General features: G+C 60.8%; 15 protein-coding genes. 14 read left to right on the forward strand and 1 reads right to left on the reverse strand.

What is annotated here, in order from left to right:
• The first annotated feature begins 115 nt into the window (after window positions 1-115).
• From phnF to phnE (DEU53_RS21965), 13 genes are all read left to right on the forward strand, one after another.
• Entirely contained in the window at window positions 116-832 is a 717-nt protein-coding gene (gene phnF, locus DEU53_RS21905) for a phosphonate metabolism transcriptional regulator PhnF (RefSeq protein ID WP_110868342.1), read from the forward strand.
• On the forward strand, window positions 829-1,275 hold the full coding sequence (phnG, locus tag DEU53_RS21910; protein ID WP_110868343.1) for a phosphonate C-P lyase system protein PhnG: 447 nt from the start codon (window positions 829-831) through the stop codon (window positions 1,273-1,275). The genes phnF and phnG overlap by 4 nt, the downstream gene beginning before the upstream one ends.
• A complete protein-coding gene (phnH, locus tag DEU53_RS21915; RefSeq protein WP_110868344.1) occupies window positions 1,275-1,850 on the forward strand; it encodes a phosphonate C-P lyase system protein PhnH in 576 nt (191 codons plus the stop codon). The genes phnG and phnH overlap by 1 nt, the downstream gene beginning before the upstream one ends.
• Window positions 1,850-2,926: a carbon-phosphorus lyase complex subunit PhnI gene (locus tag DEU53_RS21920; RefSeq protein ID WP_101762820.1), complete on the forward strand. Its 1,077-nt coding sequence runs from the start codon at window positions 1,850-1,852 to the stop codon at window positions 2,924-2,926. Before phnH ends, DEU53_RS21920 begins: the two co-directional genes overlap by 1 nt.
• Window positions 2,919-3,767 carry an alpha-D-ribose 1-methylphosphonate 5-phosphate C-P-lyase PhnJ gene (locus DEU53_RS21925; protein ID WP_110868345.1) on the forward strand — a complete coding sequence of 283 codons (849 nt, stop codon included), beginning with the start codon at window positions 2,919-2,921 and terminating at the stop codon, window positions 3,765-3,767. Before DEU53_RS21920 ends, DEU53_RS21925 begins: the two co-directional genes overlap by 8 nt.
• A complete protein-coding gene (phnK, locus tag DEU53_RS21930) occupies window positions 3,757-4,518 on the forward strand; it encodes a phosphonate C-P lyase system protein PhnK (RefSeq protein ID WP_110868346.1) in 762 nt (253 codons plus the stop codon). The genes DEU53_RS21925 and phnK overlap by 11 nt, the downstream gene beginning before the upstream one ends.
• A gap of 14 nt (window positions 4,519-4,532) precedes the next feature.
• Entirely contained in the window at window positions 4,533-5,237 is a 705-nt protein-coding gene (gene phnL, locus DEU53_RS21935) for a phosphonate C-P lyase system protein PhnL (RefSeq protein ID WP_222233639.1), read from the forward strand.
• Complete coding sequence (phnM, locus tag DEU53_RS21940) at window positions 5,234-6,370, forward strand: alpha-D-ribose 1-methylphosphonate 5-triphosphate diphosphatase (RefSeq protein WP_110868348.1); 1,137 nt, start codon at window positions 5,234-5,236, stop codon at window positions 6,368-6,370. The genes phnL and phnM overlap by 4 nt, the downstream gene beginning before the upstream one ends.
• On the forward strand, window positions 6,370-6,918 hold the full coding sequence (gene phnN / locus DEU53_RS21945; protein ID WP_110868349.1) for a ribose 1,5-bisphosphokinase: 549 nt from the start codon (window positions 6,370-6,372) through the stop codon (window positions 6,916-6,918). Before phnM ends, phnN begins: the two co-directional genes overlap by 1 nt.
• Before the next feature lie 80 nt (window positions 6,919-6,998).
• Complete coding sequence (gene phnC / locus DEU53_RS21950; RefSeq protein WP_110868350.1) at window positions 6,999-7,829, forward strand: phosphonate ABC transporter ATP-binding protein; 831 nt, start codon at window positions 6,999-7,001, stop codon at window positions 7,827-7,829.
• A 26-nt stretch (window positions 7,830-7,855) separates the two neighbouring features.
• Window positions 7,856-8,782 (forward strand): phosphonate ABC transporter substrate-binding protein, encoded by a 927-nt coding sequence (phnD, locus tag DEU53_RS21955; protein WP_110868351.1) that lies wholly within the window; start codon window positions 7,856-7,858, stop codon window positions 8,780-8,782.
• 237 nt (window positions 8,783-9,019) lie between these two features.
• Window positions 9,020-9,883 carry a phosphonate ABC transporter, permease protein PhnE gene (phnE, locus tag DEU53_RS21960; protein ID WP_110868352.1) on the forward strand — a complete coding sequence of 288 codons (864 nt, stop codon included), beginning with the start codon at window positions 9,020-9,022 and terminating at the stop codon, window positions 9,881-9,883.
• Window positions 9,880-10,764 (forward strand): phosphonate ABC transporter, permease protein PhnE, encoded by an 885-nt coding sequence (gene phnE / locus DEU53_RS21965; RefSeq protein ID WP_110868353.1) that lies wholly within the window; start codon window positions 9,880-9,882, stop codon window positions 10,762-10,764. Before phnE (DEU53_RS21960) ends, phnE (DEU53_RS21965) begins: the two co-directional genes overlap by 4 nt.
• Here the strand turns inward: phnE (DEU53_RS21965) and DEU53_RS21970 are convergent.
• Window positions 10,718-13,306, reverse strand: a complete 2,589-nt coding sequence (locus DEU53_RS21970; RefSeq protein ID WP_110868354.1) for an ATP-binding protein — start codon at window positions 13,304-13,306, stop codon at window positions 10,718-10,720. The two genes, phnE (DEU53_RS21965) and DEU53_RS21970, sit on opposite strands and share 47 nt — an antisense overlap.
• A gap of 144 nt (window positions 13,307-13,450) precedes the next feature.
• Between DEU53_RS21970 and DEU53_RS21975 the strand changes: the two genes are divergently transcribed.
• A complete protein-coding gene (locus DEU53_RS21975) occupies window positions 13,451-14,956 on the forward strand; it encodes a sugar ABC transporter ATP-binding protein (protein WP_101762810.1) in 1,506 nt (501 codons plus the stop codon).
• The last annotated feature ends 9 nt before the right edge of the window (window positions 14,957-14,965 follow it).

Below are 14,965 nucleotides of genomic sequence, written 5' to 3' on the forward strand. Positions count from 1 at the left end.
CATCCGCCCGTCATTGAGCCGTCACGGCGCTGTCATCTGACATGCGCAATGTAATCGCCATCCCGCAGCAAGCCCGCTGCGTTCCTCAACCAATGCGAATGAGGTATTGAGCGTGATGGAGATATCCAGACATCCGACCACTGTTTATCAGGCCGTTGCCGCCCAACTGGAGCTGGCGCTGCAGGAGCGCTATCGCTGCGGCGATTATCTGCCTTCTGAACAGCAGCTGGCCGATCACTACGCAGTGAATCGTCACACCTTGCGGCGCGCGGTGGATGAGCTGGTCAATAAAGGCCTGCTGCAACGGCGTCACGGCGTGGGGATTTTGGTGCTGATGCGGCCGTACGATTATCCGCTGCATGCGCAGGCGCGCTTCAGCCAGAACCTGATGGAGCAGGGCAGCCATCCCACCAGCGAGCGTCTGCTGGCGGTGCTGCGTCCGGCGAGCAGCGATGTGGCGAGCGCGCTGGGTGTCAACGAAGGCGACAACGTTATCCACTTGCGCACGCTGCGCCGCGTCAATGGCGTGGCGGTGTGCGTCATTAACCACTTCCTGGCGCAACTCAACTGGTGGCCAGCGCTGCAACAGTTCCACAGCGGTTCGCTGCACGACTTTATGCAGCAGCAGCTTGGCCTGAGCCTGACGCGCAGCCAAACCCGCATCAGCACGCGTCGTGCACAAGCCAAAGAGTGCAAGCAGCTGGAGATTGCGCTGCAGTCGCCGCTGCTGTGTGTGCGCACCCTGAATAAACACAGCGACGGTCAGGTAGCGGAATACTCCGTCAGCCTGACGCGTGGCGACATGATTGAACTGACTCTGGAGCACGAATGACACAGCAAACCGCCCGCCAGCATTGGCTCTCGGTGCTGGCGCACAGTGAAGCCAGCCAGCTTGAAGCGCACTGGCAGCCGTTACGTATCAACACTGATTTTGAACGCATCCGTCCGGCAGAAACCGGCTTAACCCGCCTGCAGGCGCGCATGGGCGGCAGCGGTAAGCGCTTTGTGATGGGCGATGCCACGGTGACGCGTGCGGTGGTGAAGCTGCACGACGGCACGCTCGGCTTTAGCTACGTGCTGGGGCGCGACAAAGCGCACGCCGAACGCTGCGCGCTAATTGATGCGCTGCTGCAACAGCCGGAAACCCAGGCGCTGTTGCAGGAAAAATTGATTGTCCCGCTGGCGGCTCTGCGTGAAGAGCAGCGACAGCTGCGCGCGCGTGAAATCGCCAGCTCCAAAGTGGATTTCTTTACGCTGGTTCGCGGAGATAACTGATGACTTTACTGGCAAGTTTTACCCATCCGGTGGCCGATGCCCAACGAGCTTTTCGCCGCATCCTGAAAGCGATGAGTGAGCCGGGTGTGATGGTATCGCTGCCGCTGCAACAGGGCTGGGGCGATCTCTCACCGGCGGCCACGGCGGTGCTGCTGACGCTGGTCGATCAGGAGAGCGCGCTGTGGCTGGATGGCCGCATCGATAATGACGTGGTGCGCAGCAACCTGCGTTTCCACACCGGCGTGCCGATTGTCGATGAACGCGATGCTCCTTTTGCGCTGACGCACGCGGCGGCCAATCCCGATCCGGCGCTGTTCGCCTCTGGCGACAACATGTCCCCGGAAAAAAGTACCACGCTGATTGTGGAAGTGCCGTCACTGAGTGGTGGCTTAACGCTGCGCCTGTCCGGTCCCGGCTTACGTGAGCCGCGCGCCGTTGCACCGCAGCTGCCGGAGGCGATTCTGCACTATCTGCGTGAGCGCCCACATCCGTTCCCACAGGGCGTGGATCTGATTTTCACCTGCGGTGAAGCGATGATGGCGCTGCCACGCACCACCGACGTGGAGGTGTGCTGATGTACGTTGCGGTCAAAGGGGGCGAAAAGGCGATAGCCAGCGCCCATCAGCTGCAGGCCGATCTGCGTCGTGGCGATCGCGAGGTCGCCGAATTGGGCTGCGATCAGGTGGCGCAACAGTTGGGTTTAGCGGTCGATCGCGTGATGACCGAAGGCGGCATCTACGATCCGCAGCTGGCGGCTTTAGCAATTAAACAGGCGAGCGGCGATCTGGTGGAAGCGATTTTCCTGCTACGCGCCTATCGCACCACGCTGCCGCGTCTCGCCGATAGCCTGGCGCTGGCAACCGCTGAGATGCGCCTCGAACGCCGTATCTCAGCGGTTTACAAAGATTTGCCGGGCGGCCAGGTGCTCGGCCCAACCTACGATTACAGCCATCGCCTGCTCGATTTCACCCTGCTGGCGAATGGCGAAACGCCCGCCGCGCCGCGTGACGATCAGGCGCTGCCACAACACTGTCCGCACGTGTTCAGCATGATGACGGCGGAAGGATTGGCGGCACGCGAAGAGGATGACGGCAGCGAGCCGTGCGACATCACCCGCGAACCGCCAGGCTATCCGGCAACGCGCGCCGCACGGCTGCAACAGCTGGTGCGCGGCGACGAAGGTTTTCTGCTGGCGCTCGGCTACTCGACGCAGCGCGGCTACGGCCGCAACCATCCGTTCGCCGGTGAAATTCGTACCGGTTATCTCAGCGTGTCAATCTGCCCGGAAGAGTTGGGTTTTGAGATTGAGATTGGCGAAATCCTGCTGACCGAATGCGAGATGGTGAACGGCTTCACCACCGAAACTGACAGCGCGCCGCACTTTACGCGCGGTTACGGCCTGGTGTTTGGCCGTTCCGAGCGTAAAGCGATGGCGATGGCGCTGGTGGATCGCGCGTTGCAGGCGCCGGAGTACCACGAACGCATTGCCGGCCCGGCGCAGGACGAAGAGTTTGTGCTGTCGCATGCCGACAACGTCGAAGCGGCGGGCTTTGTCTCGCATCTCAAACTGCCGCACTACGTCGATTTCCAGGCGGAGCTTGAGCTGCTGAAACAACTGCGCCAACCGCATCAGGAGCAGAACCATGAGTGAGTTAACCGGCTACAACAACGGTTATCTGGATGAGCAGACCAAACGCACCATCCGCCGCGCGATTCTCAAAGCGGTGGCGATTCCCGGTTATCAGGTGCCGTTCGCCGGACGTGAAATGCCGATGCCCTACGGTTGGGGCACCGGCGGCATTCAGATCACCGCCAGTATTATTGGCGATGCCGATGTGCTGAAAGTGATCGATCAGGGCGCGGATGACACCACCAACGCGGTATCCATTCGTCGCTTCTTCCAGCGCGTCAGCGGCGCGGCCACCACCGAAGCGACCCGTGATGCCACGCTGATCCAGACGCGTCACCGCATTCCGGAAACGCCGCTGGAAGAAGATCAAATCCTGATTTTCCAGGTGCCGATCCCTGAGCCGCTGCGCTTTATCGAGCCGCGTGAGACCGAAACCCGCACCATGCACGCGCTGGAGGAGTACGGCATCATGCAGGTGAAACTGTATGAAGATATCGCCCGCTACGGCCATATCGCCACCACCTATGCCTATCCGGTGAAGGTCAACGATCGCTACGTGATGGATCCGTCGCCGATCCCCAAATTCGACAACCCCAAAATGCACATGATGCCGGCGCTGCAGCTGTTTGGTGCCGGACGTGAGAAACGCATCTATGCGCTGCCGCCGTATACCATAGTGGAAAGCCTCGACTTCGACGATCACCCGTTCAGCGTGCAGCAGTGGGAAGAACCCTGCGCGCTGTGCGGTTCGCGCCACAGCTACCTCGACGAGGTGGTGATGGATGACGACGGTACGCGCATGTTTGTCTGCTCCGATACCGATTTTTGCCACCAGCAGCAGGAACAACAGCATGCACAGTGAACAGCCGCTGCTTGCGGTCAACCATCTCACGCACCTTTACGCGCCCGGCAAAGGGTTTGAAGAGGTGAGTTTTGAACTCTATCCTGGCGAAGTGTTAGGCATTGTTGGGGAATCCGGATCGGGCAAAACCACCTTGCTGCGCAGCCTGTCGGCACGCTTAGCGCCGCAGCAGGGCAACATTCTTTATCGCGCGCAGGATCTCTACCAGCTGAGCGAGAGCGATCGCCGCCGCTTGCTGCGCACCGAATGGGGCGTGGTGCATCAGCATCCGCTGGATGGTTTGCGTCCGCAAGTCACGGCGGGCGGCAACATCGGCGAGCGGCTGATGGCGGTGGGTCAGCGGCATTACGGTGATATCCGTAAAGAGGCGATGCGCTGGCTGCAGGATGTGGAGATCCCCGCTAACCGCATCGACGATCTGCCCACCACCTTTTCCGGCGGCATGCAGCAGCGTTTACAGATTGCGCGCAACCTGGTGACGCAGCCGACGCTGGTGTTTATGGATGAGCCAACCGGCGGGCTGGATGTGTCGGTGCAGGCGCGCCTGCTGGATCTGCTGCGCACGCTGGTGCGCGAGTTGAATCTGGCGGTGGTGATTGTGACGCACGATCTCGGCGTGGCGCGTTTGCTGGCGCATCGCCTGCTGGTGATGAAGCAGGGGCGCGTGGTGGAGAGCGGGTTGACCGACCGGGTGCTGGACGATCCGCATCATCCGTATACGCAGCTGCTGGTTTCATCGGTGCTTAACTAATGGCGGACATCACTATGCAACCTTTACTGCGCGTAGAGCATCTGAGCAAAACCTTTGTGCTGCACAACCAAAGCGGCGCCGCGCTGCCGGTATTGCAGGACGCCAATCTTGACGTCAGCGGCGGCGAATGCGTGGTGCTGCATGGCCGCTCCGGCAGCGGCAAATCCACGCTGCTGCGCGCGCTGTACGGCAACTATCAGGCCAACAGCGGTCACATCTGGCTGCAACATCAGGGCGAATGGATCGACATGGCCAACGCGCCCGCCCGCCAGATTCTGGCGATTCGCCGCCACACCGTCGGCTGGGTCAGCCAGTTTTTGCGCGTCATCCCGCGCGTGCCCACGCTGGAGATCGTCATGCAGCCGCTGCTGGAGCGCGGCACCGAGCGCGCCTTCTGCGAAAAGCGCGCCAAAGAGCTGCTGACGCGCCTCAATGTGCCGGAGCGTTTATGGTCACTGGCGCCGTCCACCTTCTCCGGCGGCGAACAGCAGCGCGTCAACATCGCACGCGGATTTATCGCCGACTATCCGGTGCTGCTGCTGGATGAGCCAACCGCCTCGCTCGACAGCGCCAACAGTGCTGCGGTGGTGGAACTGATTGAACAGGCGCGCGCCCGCGGTGCCGCCATTGTCGGTATTTTCCATGACGAAGCGGTGCGCGCACGCGTGGCCGATCGCCTGCACGTCATGCAGCCAATGCAAGCAGGAGCAGAAGCATGATCGTCAACAACGTCCAGCTGGTGCTGGAAAACGAAGTGGTAACGGGATCGCTGGAAATCCGTGACGGGCGCATCGCCAGCTTTAGCGACAGCGTCAGCCAACAGCCGGGCGCGCTGGATGGCGAAAACGCCTTCCTGCTGCCGGGTTTGGTGGAGCTGCACACCGATAACCTCGACAAGTTCTTTGCGCCACGTCCGAAGGTGGATTGGCCCGCCTATTCGGCGATGAGCAGCCACGATGCGCTGATGGCCGCCAGCGGCATCACCACGGTGCTGGATGCGATTGGCGTCGGCGACGTCCGCGATGGCGGCCATCGTCTGGATAATCTCACCAAAATGATCGACGCGATTCAGGACAGCAATCGCAAAGGCATTAACCGCGCCGATCACCATTTGCATCTGCGCTGCGAGCTGCCGCATAACACCACGCTGCCGCTATTTGAAGCGCTGATCAACACGCCGGAGCTGTCGCTGGTGTCGCTGATGGATCACTCGCCGGGCCAGCGCCAGTACGCCTCGCTGGAGATGTATCGCACCTATTATCAGGGCAAATATCAGCTCAACGACGAGCAGATGGATCAGTTTGAGCGTGAGCAGTTGGCGCTGGCCGCCGAGTTCTCCACGCCTAACCGCAACGCCATCGCCAGCTTGTGCCGTTCACGCGGCATTCCGCTGGCCAGCCACGATGATGCCACGGCGGCGCACGTTGCCGAATCGCATGCGGTCGGCAGCGCCATCGCCGAATTCCCCACCACGCTGGAGGCGGCACGCGCATCACGCAACTGCGGCATGCAGGTGCTGATGGGCGCGCCCAACATCGTGCGCGGCGGTTCGCACTCCGGCAACGTGGCGGCGGCAGAACTCGCCAGCCACGGCCTGCTGGATATTCTCTCCTCCGACTACTATCCCGCCAGCTTGCTCGACGCGGTGTTTCGGCTGGTGGCCGATGAGCGCAACACGCTGACGCTGCCGCAGGCGGCCGCGCTGGTGACCCACAATCCGGCGCGGGCAATTGGCCTGCAGGATCGCGGGCGCATCGCCGAAGGACTGCGTGCCGATTTGGTGCTGGTGCATACCGATCATGGTCATTCGCACATTCGTCACGTCTGGTCGCAAGGCAAGCGGGTGTTCTGATGGCGCGCCTGATCTGGCTTACCGGGCCTTCGGGCGCGGGCAAAGACAGCCTGCTGAACGCGCTGCGTGAAGCGCCGCCGGAGAATTTGCTGATCGCCCATCGCTACATTACGCGCGCCGCCGATGCGGGCGGCGAGAACCACGTGGCGCTAAGCGAAGCCGAGTTTCGACGGCGCGAGGCGCTGGGGTTGTTCGCCGTCAGCTGGCAGGCGCACGGCATGTATTACGGGCTGGGCGAGGAGATCGATCTGTGGCTGGCGCGCGGAATGAACGTGCTGGTGAACGGCTCGCGCCTGCATCTGCCGATGGTGCAGCAGCATTACGGCACGCAGCTGCTGCCGCTGGTATTGCAGGTTTCGCCAGCGGTGCTGGAGACGCGTTTGCGGCAGCGTGGGCGCGAGACAGAAGCGGAGATCGCGCAACGGCTGGCGCGTGCCGCCGAACCGCTGCCCGCGCACTGTTATGCGTTGAATAATGATGGTGCGTTGAGCGAAACACTGCTAACGCTGCGCCAGTTGCTGACCGCTCCAGCCGCTGTCACCGTTTAATCATTTTACTGTCATCAAGCTTTCATCCGTTTTGCCCGTAATAGCGAGCAATCAACAGCTCAGAAGAGATGGAGTGCAACATGGCACAGGCATTACTGAAAACCGTCGTCGACAATCCTTTCCCGCACGTTACCGGGCAGGGCAACAAGGTGCTGTCGGTGCAGGGATTGTGCAAAGCGTACGGCGCCAACCAGGTGCTGGATAACGTCAGCTTCGATCTGCATGCGGGCGAGCTGGTGGCGGTGATTGGCCGCTCGGGCGCAGGCAAATCGACACTGTTACACATGCTCAACGGCACCATCAGCGCTTCACAGGGCGCGATCCTCAGCAATCGCCACGGCGAAGTGGATCGCGATGTGGTGACGCTGAACAGCCGCCAGATGCGTGAATGGCGCAGCGAATGCGGCATGATCTTCCAGGACTTCTGTCTGGTGCCGCGCCTCGACGTGCTGACCAACGTGCTGCTCGGTCGTTTAAGCCAGACCTCGACGCTGAAATCGTTCTTTAAAGTCTTCTCCGAAACCGACCGCGCCCGCGCAATCGAACTGCTGCAGTGGATGAACATGCTGCCGCAGGCGCTGCAGCGTGCGGAAAATCTCTCTGGCGGCCAGATGCAGCGCGTAGCGATTTGCCGGGCGCTGATGCAGAACCCGCGCATTTTGCTGGCGGACGAACCGGTGGCGTCACTCGATCCGAAAAACACCAAGCGCATCATGGACGTGCTGCGTCAGGTGAGCGAGCAGGGCATCAGCGTAATGGTGAACCTGCACTCAATTGAATTGGTAAAAAGCTACTGCACCCGCGTCATCGGTATTCAGCGCGGCAAAGTGCTGTTTGATGGACATCCTTCCCGGTTGACCGACGGCCTGATGCATGAGCTGTACGGCGACGAAATTAACCAGCTCCACTAACTCCCACGGCAAGAGAAAACCTAAGAATGAAACTGACTTCTTTAGCTTTACTGACTATTGCGATGGCATTTGGCGCAAACGCAGCGGATGCACCAAAAGAGTTGAACCTCGGGATTCTTGGCGGCCAGAACGCCACGCAGCAGATTGGTGATAACCAATGCGTGAAAGATTTCTTCGATAAAGAGCTGCAGGTGGATACCAAACTGCGCAACTCGTCTGACTATTCAGGCGTGATTCAGGGCTTGCTGGGTAACAAAATCGACCTGGTGCTGAGCATGTCGCCCGCCTCGTTTGCCTCGGTTTATCTGCAGAACCCGAAAGCGGTGGATGTGGTGGGCATCGTGGTGGACGACAAAGACGGTTCGCAGGGTTATCACTCGGTGGTGATCGTGAAAGCCGACAGCCCGTACCAAAAGCTGGAAGACCTGAAAGGCAAATCGTTCGGCATGGCCGATCCGGATTCCACTTCCGGCTTCCTGATGCCGAACCAGGCGTTCAAGAAAGAGTTTGGCGGCACGGTGGACGATAAGTACAACAACACCTTCTCCAGCGTCACCTTTTCCGGCGGTCACGAGCAGGACATCCTCGGCGTGCTGAACGGCCAGTTCGAAGGCGCAGTAACCTGGACGTCGCTGATTGGTGACCGCGAAACCGGTTATACCTCGGGTGCCTTTGGTCGTTTGATTCGTATGGATCATCCGGATCTGATGAAGCAGATCCGCATTATCTGGCAGTCGCCGCTGATCCCGAACGGTCCGATTCTGGTGAGCAATAATCTGCCCGCTGACTTCAAAGCGAAAGTGGTGGCCACCATCAAGAAACTGGATAAAGAAGATCACGGCTGCTTTGTTAAAGCGGTTGGCGGTGCCCAGCACATCGGCCCAGCTACCGTGGCGGATTACCAGAATATCATCGATATGAAGCGTGATTTGATGAAGGGTACGCGCGGTTAGTTGTGGTGGGGTGCTTGCTGTTACCTTCCTCGGTTGGTGCTGGCTGTCCCCCATCCCGGCCTTCCCCCACAAGTGGGGGAAGGAGATGCTGCCACATGCGACTTCGGAGCTGCATTTTGCACCATCTTCCTCCCCCATTAATGGGGGAGGACCGAGGAGGGGGACAGCGAGCACAATCCAGCAAGCACCCTCCAACGAGCACAATCCAGCAAGTCCCCAACCAACAGGAATCCCCCCTTGACCGATTTCGAACACTACTACCAACGCATCCGCCGCCAGCAAAAGCGCGACTCGCTGCTGTGGTCGCTGCTGTTACTGGCGCTCTATCTGGCCGCGGGCAAGATGGCGGAATTTAACCTGCTCACCGTCTGGCAGTCGCTGCCACACTTTTTCGATTACATTGGCGAAACCCTGCCGGTGCTGCATCTCCCGCTGCTGTTCGCTGACGGCAAAACCGAGGGATCGCTGGCTTACTGGGGCTATCGCCTGCACTACCAGCTGCCGCTGATCTGGGAAACGTTACAACTGGCGCTGTCGTCCACCATCGTGGCGGTGGCGGTGGCTGGCGTGCTGGCGTTCTTCGCCGCCGACAACACTCAAACGCCACGCAGCCTGCGCATGGCGATCCGTGCGTTTGTCGCCTTCCTGCGCACCATGCCCGAACTGGCGTGGGCGGTGATGTTCGTGATGGCGTTTGGCATTGGGGCCATTCCTGGCTTCCTCGCGCTGGCGCTGCACACCGTCGGCAGCCTGACCAAACTGTTCTACGAAGCGATTGAGAGCGCCTCGGATAAACCGGTGCGCGGCCTCGCGGCGTGCGGTGCCAGCAAACTGCAGCGCATGCGCTTTGCCTTCTGGCCGCAGGTCAAACCAACGTTTCTCTCCTACAGCTTTATGCGTCTGGAGATCAACTTCCGCTCCTCCACCATCCTCGGATTGGTGGGCGCGGGCGGTATCGGGCAAGAGCTGATGACCAATATCAAACTCGATCGTTACGATCAGGTCAGCATCACGCTGTTGCTGATCATTGTGGTGGTGTCGCTGCTGGATACGCTATCCGGCTGGCTGCGTCGCCGCGTAGTGGAAGGAGACGCAGCATGATCGCCTTAGCGCCGGATGTCGCCAAACTCAAGCAGGAGCATGCCGCCCTGTTTGCTGCGCAAAATCGCTATCTGCGCCGCGTTGCGCTGGTGGCGCTGGCCATCGCGCTCTATTACCTGTTCTTTTTCGAGTTCTTTGGCATTGATTGGAGCCGTTTTCTCATCGGCTGCCAGCAGCTCAGCCGCTATTTCCTGCGTATGTTTGTCTGGCAGGACTTCCTCAACTGGCCGTTTGCTTACTACTTCACGCAAGTCGGGATTACGCTGGCGATTGTGTTCTCCGGCACGCTGACCGCGTCACTGATCGCCTTGCCGGTCTCGTTCCTGGCGGCACGTAACGTAATGCACGATCCGCTGACGCGTCCGATTGCGCTGGTGGTGCGTCGCGTACTGGATGTGCTGCGCGGCATCGACATGGCGATTTGGGGGCTGATCTTCGTGCGTGCCGTCGGCATGGGACCGCTGGCCGGCGTGCTGGCGATCGTGATGCAGGATGTCGGCCTGCTCGGCAAACTCTACGCTGAAGGGCACGAAGCGGTGGAGCGTTCGCCGAGTCGCGGTCTCAGCGCGGTGGGCGCGAACAGCCTGCAAAAACATCGCTACGGCATTTTCACCCAATCGTTCCCGACCTTCCTCGCGCTCAGCCTGTATCAGATTGAGTCCAACACCCGCTCCGCAGCGGTGCTGGGCTTTGTTGGCGCGGGTGGCGTCGGCCTGGTGTATGCCGAGAACATGCGTTTGTGGAACTGGGATGTGGTGATGTTCCTGACCCTGATTCTGGTGGCGGTGGTGATGGTCATGGATGTTGTCTCCAGCAAGCTGCGTAAACGTTACATCACGGGGAAAGGGGTGCCGTTGTGGCAGCCTGCCGCGCGCGACTGAGCCGTTCACTGCGCTGCCAGGCGCGCTCCAGCGCCTGCACCAGCTGCGCCTGATGCCAGGGTTTTGCCAGCCGCTCACACAGCGGCAGCGTGACCTGCGTCTGGCGCAGATCCTGACCGCTGATCAACACCGTTGCCAGATGCGGCCACTGCGCCTGCGCCTGGCGAATCACATCCGCGCCGTTAATGCCGCCCGGCAGCATCAAATCACTGATTAACAGATCGATATCTGGCGTCTGGCGCAGCAGCCTCAGCGCGCTTTCGCCGTCGCCACACTCCAGCGTCAGATAACCCAGCTGATGCAGATGTTCGCACAGCGTTTGCCGCACCGTCGGTTCATCATCCAGCACCAACACCAGCCGATCGTTGCTGGCCTGCGGCACCAGCGGCGGCGGCACGCTGAGCGGTTGCGCCGCTTCGGGCGCGCGCGGCAATAATAGCCGCACGGTGGTGCCTTGTCCCGGCGCGGTTTCCAGCTCAATCTGGCCGCCGGATTGCCGCACAAAGCCATACACCATCGATAAGCCCAAACCGCTGCCGCTGCCGATGGCTTTGGTGGTGAAGAACGGCTCAAACACCTGTTCACGCACCTCGGCCGACATGCCGCAGCCGTGATCGATCACTTCAATGGTAACGCGATCGCGCTTGCCGTCGGCTTCCTGTTTACGCTGATTCCAGATACGCAGGCGGATTTCGCCGCTCTGCTGCGCCATGGCATCGCGCGCGTTGACCACCAGATTGATCAGCGCGTTCTCCAGCTGTCCGGCATCGATCCACGCTGGCCAGCCGGGACGCTGCGCATCAATCACCAGTTGCTGGCCGGGCAGCAGCGCGTGCTGCAGCAGCGAATGCAGATTATCCACCAGCTCCACCACCGACACCGCGCGCGGGTAGAGCGCCTGCTTGCGTGAGAAGGCCAGCAAGCGCTGCGTCAGCTGCGCCGCACGGTCGGCGGCCTGACGCGCACGCTCGATACGGCTGGCGAGCGTGCCGGGCGGCAGCTGATCGACGGTTAACGCCAGGCTGCCGATGATCACCGCCAGCAGATTATTGAAGTCGTGCGCCAGTCCGCCGGTCAGCTGTCCCACCGCTTTCATCTTCTGGCTGTGCAGCAGCGCTTCCTCCAGCGCCTTGCGTGTGGTGCGCTCCAGCACGGTATTCACCATGCCGCGCCGTGGCACCGGACTGAAGCGCAACTCCAGCGTGCGGCCATCCGCCAGCCGCACTTCCTGCGCATCAGCTAATCCGTTGAGCTCGACATCAACGCGTTTTAATAGCTGCTGATAGTGCAAACCGCGATGCAGTTCGCGCGGCGCGATGCCGAGCAGCTCGGCATATTGCGCATTCCATACCACCAGCTGACCGCTGTTATCGAACAGCGCAAAGCCGTCGCGCATGGCGAGAAAGGTCGATTCCAGCTGGTTGCTTTTCTCTTTTAGCAGGCGCGAAGTGTGCGCCAGCGACGCGGTATTGCGCGCAAACACGTTAAAGGCGCGCGCCAGATCGCCCAGCTCATCGCGCCGCGCCAGGCCCGGCACGTTGACGCTCTTTTCACCCTGCGCCAGCCGCGTCATGGCGTGGGCGATGGCGGTCAGACTCGAACCGAGATTGCGGTAGATGTAGTAACCGGCGTAACCGGTGATCAGCAGCGCCAGCAACATAAACAGGCCGATAAAGCCGATGATCGAATCCAGCTCTTCATGCGTCACCGCGCTGCGGGCGTCACTCTGTTGCGCCACCAGCTGCACGTAATGGGTGATGTCGTCGTTGAGCATCGCCACCAGCGCTTTGATGCGATAAGTCGCGTAGGCGATGGCGATATCGCTTTGCTCCAGCTGCTGCGCCACCGGCTGCAAATCCGTGCTGGTGGCGATCAGCCGCTGCACCTGGGTATTCAGCACACCGTTAAGCCTTAACGTTTGCCACTGGCGCAGCACGGAAGGCAATTGCTGCACTGCGGCCTGCGGCGCGCTGGATTGAATCGCCACGCTGAATAAGCTGTGGGTTTGCTGACGCAGCGCGGCAGAAGGGGAATCGGTGCGCGTAAGCAGGTCAATGCGATTGAGTAACAGCTGCGATTGCCACAAGCCGCTCAGCATCACGTTGCGCTGCAGATGGCGCTGATGCCCGGCGCGCAGCAATTGATTAATGGTTTGTTCCAGCGTCTGGCTGCGCTCACGAATACGCGCTAGCAGCTGCGGCTGCTGTGCCGCCAGCGGCGCACTTGCCAGCAAGCTCAGCGACTGTTGCAGTTCCCGCTGCGTTTGCTGCAGGCGCGCCGATTCACTCTGATACTCCAGCGCACCGACCACCTGCGATAACCGCACCGCCGCAATGGCCACATTGGCGGTGTCGCGCGCCAGCGCCAGGCTGCCGTTCATATCGGCCAGCGTTTGTGCCTGCGCCTGTTCCTGAATGTGACCTGCGTGGCGAAATCCAAAAATCGCGACCAGGCTCACCGCCAGTGTCACCGACATCACCAGCAGATTAAACAGCAGCAGGCGACTGCGCGCGCCCGCGTGCCAGTGCAGACTGTGACTCATGGCTGCCACTCCTTACCGCTCAACTGCTGGCGAGTATAGAAGCGCGATCGGGGCGAAATATGACAAATATGAATGGCCGCTGACATTTTCCATTTATCTAAGCAGGTTTTACTCGCTGCAACCTTCGCCAGCAGGAGTCTGTAAATGGATGCCACACCGATACTCTCCATGCGGGGAATCACCCGACGCTTCGGCAACTTCTATGCGCTCAAGGGCGTGGATCTCACGGTCTGGCCCGGTGAAGTGCATGCGCTGATGGGCGAAAACGGCGCGGGCAAAAGTACTTTGATGAAAATTCTGGCCGGCGCCTATACCGCCAGCAGCGGGGAAATTCTTATCGACGGCCAGCCGTATGTCATAAAAGGCCCAAAAGAGGCGTTGGCGGCAGGCATCACCCTGATTTATCAGGAGATCAATCTGGCACCCAATTTGACGGTGGCGGAGAACATCTTTCTCGGCAGTGAAATCACGCGTGGAGGCCTGGTGAAGCGTCGCCAGATGGCGGAAGAGGCGCAGCGGGTGATTGATCGCCTGGGTGCGCAGTTCAGCGCCACCGATCTGGTGAGCCGCCTGAGTATTGCCGAGCAGCAGCAGGTGGAAATCGCCCGCGCGCTGCACCGCAACAGCCGCATTCTGGTGATGGATGAGCCGACTGCCGCACTCTCCAACCGTGAAACCGAGCAGCTGTTTGCGCTGATTAAACGGCTGCGCAGTGAAGGCATGGCGATCATCTACATCAGCCATCGCATGGCGGAAGTATATGAGCTATCGGATCGCGTGAGCGTGCTGCGTGACGGGCAGTACGTCGGTAGCCTGACGCGCGAGCAGCTTAACGCCAGCGAGCTGGTGCGCATGATGGTCGGGCGGCCGCTCAGCGATCTGTTCAACAAAGACCGCGATATTCCGCTCGGCGACATCCGTCTCGCCGTCAATCACCTGTGCGATAAACACAAAGTGCGTCCCAGCAGCCTGTCGGTGCGTGCCGGCGAGATTGTCGGGCTGGCGGGGCTGGTCGGTGCCGGGCGCAGCGAACTGGCGCAGCTGATTTTTGGCGTGCATCAACCGAGCGGCGGTGAGATCTGGATCGACGGCGTGAAAGTGCAGATTCACTCGCCGCGCGACGCCATCGCACGCGGCATCGGTTTTCTCACCGAGAACCGCAAAGAGCAGGGCTTGTTCCTTGAACTGGCGGCGCAGGACAACATTGTGATGGCGACGCTGGAACGCGACGCCAGCTACGGCCTGCTCAATCGGCGCAAAGGGCAGAAGATTGCCAGCGAGGCGATTGATGCGCTGAACATCCGCGTGCCGCATGCGCAGGTACGCGCGGGCGGCTTGTCCGGCGGTAATCAGCAGAAGCTGCTGATTTCACGCTGGGTGGCGATTGCACCGCGCATCCTGATTCTCGATGAGCCGACGCGCGGCGTTGATGTCGGCGCCAAGAGCGAAATCTACCGCATGATGCAGCAGATGGCGCAGCAGGGCGTGGCGATTTTAATGATCTCCAGCGAGTTACCGGAAGTGGTGGGCATGAGCGACCGCGTTTATGTGATGCGTGAAGGCGCCATCGCCGGTGAGTTGAGTGGGGCAGAGATTAGCCAGGAAAACATTATGACACTGGCCACCGGCGCGCAGCCGGTTCAGGCCTGAGGAGAGCGC

Source organism: Pantoea sp. AG1095 (genome assembly GCF_003208415.1).
Taxonomy (GTDB): domain Bacteria; phylum Pseudomonadota; class Gammaproteobacteria; order Enterobacterales; family Enterobacteriaceae; genus Pantoea; species Pantoea leporis.

Bases quoted from the DNA above. Each gene is read 5' to 3' on its own strand.
- phnF (WP_110868342.1), top strand. From the start codon at position 116: ATGGAGATATCCAGACATCCGACCACTGTTTATCAGGCCGTTGCCGCC.
- phnG (WP_110868343.1), top strand. From the start codon at position 829: ATGACACAGCAAACCGCCCGCCAGCATTGGCTCTCGGTGCTGGCGCAC.
- phnH (WP_110868344.1), top strand. From the start codon at position 1,275: ATGACTTTACTGGCAAGTTTTACCCATCCGGTGGCCGATGCCCAACGA.
- DEU53_RS21920 (WP_101762820.1), top strand. From the start codon at position 1,850: ATGTACGTTGCGGTCAAAGGGGGCGAAAAGGCGATAGCCAGCGCCCAT.
- DEU53_RS21925 (WP_110868345.1), top strand. From the start codon at position 2,919: ATGAGTGAGTTAACCGGCTACAACAACGGTTATCTGGATGAGCAGACC.
- phnK (WP_110868346.1), top strand. From the start codon at position 3,757: ATGCACAGTGAACAGCCGCTGCTTGCGGTCAACCATCTCACGCACCTT.
- phnL (WP_222233639.1), top strand. From the start codon at position 4,533: ATGCAACCTTTACTGCGCGTAGAGCATCTGAGCAAAACCTTTGTGCTG.
- phnM (WP_110868348.1), top strand. From the start codon at position 5,234: ATGATCGTCAACAACGTCCAGCTGGTGCTGGAAAACGAAGTGGTAACG.
- phnN (WP_110868349.1), top strand. From the start codon at position 6,370: ATGGCGCGCCTGATCTGGCTTACCGGGCCTTCGGGCGCGGGCAAAGAC.
- phnC (WP_110868350.1), top strand. From the start codon at position 6,999: ATGGCACAGGCATTACTGAAAACCGTCGTCGACAATCCTTTCCCGCAC.
- phnD (WP_110868351.1), top strand. From the start codon at position 7,856: ATGAAACTGACTTCTTTAGCTTTACTGACTATTGCGATGGCATTTGGC.
- phnE (WP_110868353.1), top strand. From the start codon at position 9,880: ATGATCGCCTTAGCGCCGGATGTCGCCAAACTCAAGCAGGAGCATGCC.
- DEU53_RS21970 (WP_110868354.1), bottom strand. From the start codon at position 13,306: ATGAGTCACAGTCTGCACTGGCACGCGGGCGCGCGCAGTCGCCTGCTG.
- DEU53_RS21975 (WP_101762810.1), top strand. From the start codon at position 13,451: ATGGATGCCACACCGATACTCTCCATGCGGGGAATCACCCGACGCTTC.